6 protein-coding genes are annotated in these 4,755 nt (G+C 66.3%); 2 read left to right on the forward strand and 4 right to left on the reverse strand.

What is annotated here, in order from left to right; all coding sequences use genetic code 11:
- Positions 1-178: 178 nt before the first annotated feature.
- The 4 genes from AC1DY5_RS42395 to AC1DY5_RS42410 all read right to left on the reverse strand — a co-directional run bounded on the left by AC1DY5_RS42395 (position 179) and on the right by AC1DY5_RS42410 (position 2,453).
- Positions 179-1,180: an NAD(P)H-dependent glycerol-3-phosphate dehydrogenase gene (locus tag AC1DY5_RS42395; RefSeq protein WP_478120417.1), complete on the reverse strand. Its 1,002-nt coding sequence runs from the start codon at positions 1,178-1,180 to the stop codon at positions 179-181.
- A gap of 20 nt (positions 1,181-1,200) precedes the next feature.
- Entirely contained in the window at positions 1,201-1,665 is a 465-nt protein-coding gene (gene secB, locus AC1DY5_RS42400; protein WP_478120418.1) for a protein-export chaperone SecB, read from the reverse strand.
- A 98-nt stretch (positions 1,666-1,763) separates the two neighbouring features.
- Positions 1,764-2,024, reverse strand: coding sequence for a glutaredoxin 3 (grxC, locus tag AC1DY5_RS42405; RefSeq protein WP_478120419.1), 261 nt, complete (start codon positions 2,022-2,024; stop codon positions 1,764-1,766).
- 21 nt (positions 2,025-2,045) lie between these two features.
- Positions 2,046-2,453: a rhodanese-like domain-containing protein gene (locus tag AC1DY5_RS42410; protein WP_478120420.1), complete on the reverse strand. Its 408-nt coding sequence runs from the start codon at positions 2,451-2,453 to the stop codon at positions 2,046-2,048.
- 72 nt (positions 2,454-2,525) lie between these two features.
- Here AC1DY5_RS42410 and gpmA point away from each other — a divergent pair, with 72 nt between their 5' ends.
- Together gpmA and AC1DY5_RS42420 are read left to right on the forward strand one after the other, a co-directional pair.
- A complete protein-coding gene (gene gpmA, locus AC1DY5_RS42415) occupies positions 2,526-3,269 on the forward strand; it encodes a 2,3-diphosphoglycerate-dependent phosphoglycerate mutase (protein WP_478120421.1) in 744 nt (247 codons plus the stop codon).
- A gap of 99 nt (positions 3,270-3,368) precedes the next feature.
- Positions 3,369-4,755 (forward strand): S41 family peptidase (locus tag AC1DY5_RS42420; protein ID WP_478120422.1); only part of this gene is annotated, 1,387 nt, incomplete at its 3' end.

The following is a 4,755-nucleotide window of genomic DNA, read 5'->3' on the forward strand; positions in this document are numbered from 1 at the left end:
GCCAACCACGTCTTCGCCAATCTGGACGCCGTCGAAAGCGCCCTGACCCACGGGCTCGTCGCCCTCGAATCCAATCCAACGAAAACCCAGTCAATGACTGGGTTCGAATGGATAACTTCTATATCTTTGAACGCAATTTAGTATGAGCCGTCAAGGCCGGCCGATGCGGCCAGAGCTTTCAGGCCGACTCGACGCCCGGCTCGCGTCCCATGAGGCCGGCCACCGCCTCGGCGGGCCTGAGCCGCCCGTCCAGCACGGCCACCACGCTGTCCGAAATGGGCATTTCGACCCCCAGGCGGCGGGCCCGCTGCACCACGGTGCGCGCGCAATAGACACCTTCGGCCACGTGGCCGAGCGAATCCACCGCCTGCGACAGCGTCCGGCCCTGCGCCAGCAGCAAGCCGACCTTGCGGTTGCGCGACAGATCGCCGGTCGCCGTGAGCACTAGGTCGCCCAGCCCGGACAGGCCCATGAAGGTCTCGGCCCGGGCGCCGAGGGCGACGCCGAAGCGCGTCATCTCGGCCAGGCCGCGCGTGATCAGCGCGGCCCGCGCATTGAGGCCGAGGTCGAGCCCGTCGGCCAGGCCGGTCGCGATCGCGAGCACGTTCTTGACCGCACCGCCGATTTCGACGCCGACGATGTCCTCGTTGGCATAGACGCGCAGGGTCGGCCCATGGAAGACCTCGACCAGCGCCTCCCGCACGGCGGCCAGCGGACTGGCCGCGACCAGCGCGGTGGGTCGGCCCTGCGCCACTTCCTGGGCGAAGCTCGGACCGCTGAGTACGCCGGCCTGGAGGCCGGGTGCCACGCGCACCTGGATCTCGTGGGCCAGCAGCCCCACATCGGCGGAGCCGGCCTGGGCCGGCTCGACACCCTTGGAAAGCCATGCCACCGGACAGCCGACCTGGCGCAGCAGGCCGAGTTGCTCGCGCAGCGCCGCCATCGGCGTCGCCACGATGACGAGCTCGGCGTCGGCGAACGCGGCCGATGCGTCGCCGCCACGCACATTCAGCGTCGCGGGGAATCCGATGCCCGGGAGATAGCGCGCGTTTTCCCGCGCCGAGGACATGGCGAGGACCTGGGCGGCGTCGCGCGCCCACAGCGTGACCGGATGGCGGCCGGCTGCATTGATAGCCAGCGCCGTGCCCCAGGCACCGGCGCCGAGCACGCAGATCTTCATCGGCGGGAGGGGCGCCGGGCTTATTGCGTGACGATCGGCGAAGCTTGGCCGGCGGCCTGGGCTTGCTGCTGCTCGAACATCGCCTGGAAATTGATTTCGGCCAGGTGCACCGGCGGGAAGCCGCCGCGCTGGATCACGTCAGCCACGTTGCCGCGCAGGTAGGGATAGACGATCTGCGGGCAAGCGATGCCGAGGATCGGGCCCATCTGCTCTTCCGGCAGGTTGCGGATCTCGAAGATGCCGGCCTGCTTGGCCTCGACCAGGAACACGGTCTTGTCGCCGATCTTGGTCTGCACGGTGGCCGACACGGTGATCTCGAAGATGCCGTCGGTCACGGGCTGGGCGTCGACGCCGAGTTGGATGTCGACGGTCGGCTGCTCCTGTTCGAGCAGGATGGCCGGCGAGTTGGGTTGCTCGAGCGATAGATCCTTCAGGTAGACGCGCTGGATCTGGAAAACGGGGTCTTGTGCTTGCTGGTCGGCCATGGCTCTAACTTTCGGGAAATCAAAACAATGCCCGCCCGGGGGCTCCCGGAGCGGGCTGCTGGTGGTAGCTGGCCATTATCGCCCGACCGCCGGAGGGCTCAGGCGCCGTGCAGCAACGGCGTCAAGCCACCCCGTCCGTCGAGCGCGATCAGGTCGTCGCAGCCGCCGACGTGGGTCTCGCCGATGAAGATCTGCGGCACGGTGCGACGGCGCGTGAGGTCCATCATCGTGGCGCGTGCCTGCGGGTCGCTGTCGATGCGGATCTCTTCGATTTGTTCGACGCCCTTGGACTTGAGGATTTGCTTCGCGCGAATGCAGTAGGGGCAAACGGCGGTGGTGTACATCTTGACGGCTTGCATCGGGACTATTTCGTGGAGCGTTCAGGCCTTTTCAAGCGGCAGATTAGCGTCTTTCCAGGATTTGAGTCCGCCGGACACCGCTTGGGCTTGCTCGTAGCCGAGCTTCTTGGCCGTGGCGACCGCGCGCTGTGCCCGCGACCCACTTGCGCAGACAAGCAACAACGGCAACGACTTGTTTTTCACGGCCGTCGGCAGCTTCTGCTCGAACTGGGCGAGCGGCACATTCTTGGCGCCCGTCACATGGCCGGTCGCGAATTCCTCGGGCTCGCGGACGTCGACCACCACCGCGCGCTCACGGTTGATCAGCTGCACCGCGCCCTGCGCCGAGAGCGAGCCGGCGTTCGCGCCGCGCACCATAGGCCATGCCAGCATGCCGCCCGAACTGAGCGCAATCAGGATCAGCATCCAGTTGTCGACGATGAATTTCACGGTATTCCTTGAGTGGCAAACCTCGGATTTTAGAATGTCGGCTTTCCGCACGCGTTCCCAAAGGCCTCTCCCATGCACAAACTGGTACTGATCCGCCACGGCGAATCGACCTGGAATCTCGAAAACCGCTTCACCGGCTGGACCGATGTCGACCTGACGCCGACCGGCGTCGAGCAGGCCAAGCAGGCCGGCCGGCTGCTGAAGGCCGAGGGCTACGACTTCGACCTCGCCTATACCAGCGTGCTCAAGCGCGCCACCCGCACGCTCTGGCACTCACTGGACGAGCTCGACCGTACCTGGCTGCCGGTGGTGCATTCCTGGCGCCTCAACGAGCGCCATTACGGCGGGCTGCAGGGACTCAACAAGGCCGAGACCGCCAAGAAGTACGGGGACGAGCAGGTGCTGGTCTGGCGCCGCAGCTACAGCACGCCGCCGCCGCCGCTCGAGCCGAACGATCCGCGCAGCGAGCGCGGCGACGTCCGCTACGCTAAGCTGGCGCCCGAGCAGGTGCCCCTGACCGAATGCCTGAAGGACACGGTCGCCCGAGTGCTGCCGTTCTGGAACGAATCGATGGCACCGGCGGTCCGCGCCGGCCGCCGGCTGCTGGTGGCAGCGCACGGCAATTCCATCCGCGCGCTGGTGAAGTACCTCGACGGCATCTCCGACGACGCCATCGTGGGCCTGAACATTCCCAACGGAATCCCGCTGGTTTACGAGCTCGACGACGAGCTCAAGCCGCTGCGCCACTACTATCTCGGCGATGCCGACGCCGTCGAGAAGGCGGCGGCCGCGGTCGCCTCCCAGGGCAAGGCGTAACAGAAATTCTCAATTTGTTCTGCTCGGTGAGGAACCGCGGCCGGCAACTTGCTTCCAAGCTGTGTATATTGGGTTGATAGGCGACAAGGACACTTTCACATGGGCCAGAAAATGAAGATCACCGGCTGGGTCGCCGCGGGCGCCTTTGCCGGCGTGCTGACCACCGTCTCGTTACAAACCGTTGCGCGCGGCTCGCTGGCTCCCTTGCCCCTCGAGGAACTGCAGCAGCTGGCCGCTGTTTTCGGCATGGTCAAGAGCGACTACGTCGAACCGGTCGACGAGAAGAAACTGATTTCGGATGCGATCTCCGGCATGGTTGCCGGGCTCGATCCGCATTCGCAGTATTTCGACAAGAAATCCTTCAAGGAATTCCGCGAAGGCACCACCGGTCGCTTCGTCGGCGTCGGCATCGAGATTTCGCAGGAAGACGGCCTGATCAAGGTGGTGTCGCCGATCGAGGGCTCGCCGGCCTTCCGCGCCGGCCTCAAGCCGAACGACCTGATCACCAAGATCGACGACACCGCCGTGCGCGGCCTTTCGCTCAACGAGGCCGTCAAGCGCATGCGCGGCGAGGCCAACACCAAGGTGCTGCTGACCATCTTCCGCAAGGACGAGAACCGCACCTTCCCGGTCACGATCACGCGCGAGGAAATCCGCACCCAGTCGGTTCGCGGCAAGGTAATGGAGCCGGGCTACGCCTGGGTCCGCCTGTCGCAGTTCCAGGAACGCACGGTCGACGATTTCGTCAAGAAGGTCGAAGAGATCTACAAGCAGGACCCGAACCTCAAGGGCTTGGTACTCGACCTGCGCAACKACCCGGGCGGCCTGCTCGACGCCGCGGTCGCAATCTCGGCCGCCTTCCTGCCCGAAAACGTCACGGTGGTGTCGACCGACGGCCAACTGGCCGAGAGCAAGTCGATCTACAAGGCGGCGCCCGAGTTCTACCAGCGCCGTGCCGGCAGTGACCCGCTGCGCAACCTGCCTGCGGCCCTGAAGACCGTGCCGCTGGTGGTGCTCGTGAACGAAGGCTCGGCCTCGGCCAGCGAGATCGTCGCCGGCGCCCTGCAGGACCACAAGCGCGCCACCGTCATGGGCAGCCAGACCTTCGGCAAGGGCTCAGTGCAGACGGTGCGTCCGCTCGGCCCCGACACCGGCCTGAAGATCACCACGGCGCGCTACTACACGCCGAGCGGCACCTCGATCCAGGCCAAGGGCATCGTGCCCAACGTGTTGGTCGACGAGAGCGCCGAGGGCAGCCCGTTCGCGGCGCTGCGCATGCGCGAGGCCGACCTCGAGAAGCACCTGGCCAGCGGCCAGGGCCCCGAGAGCAAGGACCCCGAGCGCGAGAAGGCCCGTGACGAGGCTCGCAAGCGCCTCGAGGAAGAGGCCAAGAAGCCACCGCAGGACCGCAAGGTGCCCGAATTCGGGGCCGGCGACGACTTCGCGCTGGCGCAGGCCCTCAAGAGCCTGAAAGGCCAGCCGGTGA

This window comes from Variovorax sp. P4_D9 (genome assembly GCF_056401695.1).

Bases quoted from the DNA above. Each gene is read 5' to 3' on its own strand.
- AC1DY5_RS42395 (WP_478120417.1), bottom strand. From the start codon at position 1,180: ATGAAGATCTGCGTGCTCGGCGCCGGTGCCTGGGGCACGGCGCTGGCT.
- secB (WP_478120418.1), bottom strand. From the start codon at position 1,665: ATGGCCGACCAGCAAGCACAAGACCCCGTTTTCCAGATCCAGCGCGTC.
- grxC (WP_478120419.1), bottom strand. From the start codon at position 2,024: ATGCAAGCCGTCAAGATGTACACCACCGCCGTTTGCCCCTACTGCATT.
- gpmA (WP_478120421.1), top strand. From the start codon at position 2,526: ATGCACAAACTGGTACTGATCCGCCACGGCGAATCGACCTGGAATCTC.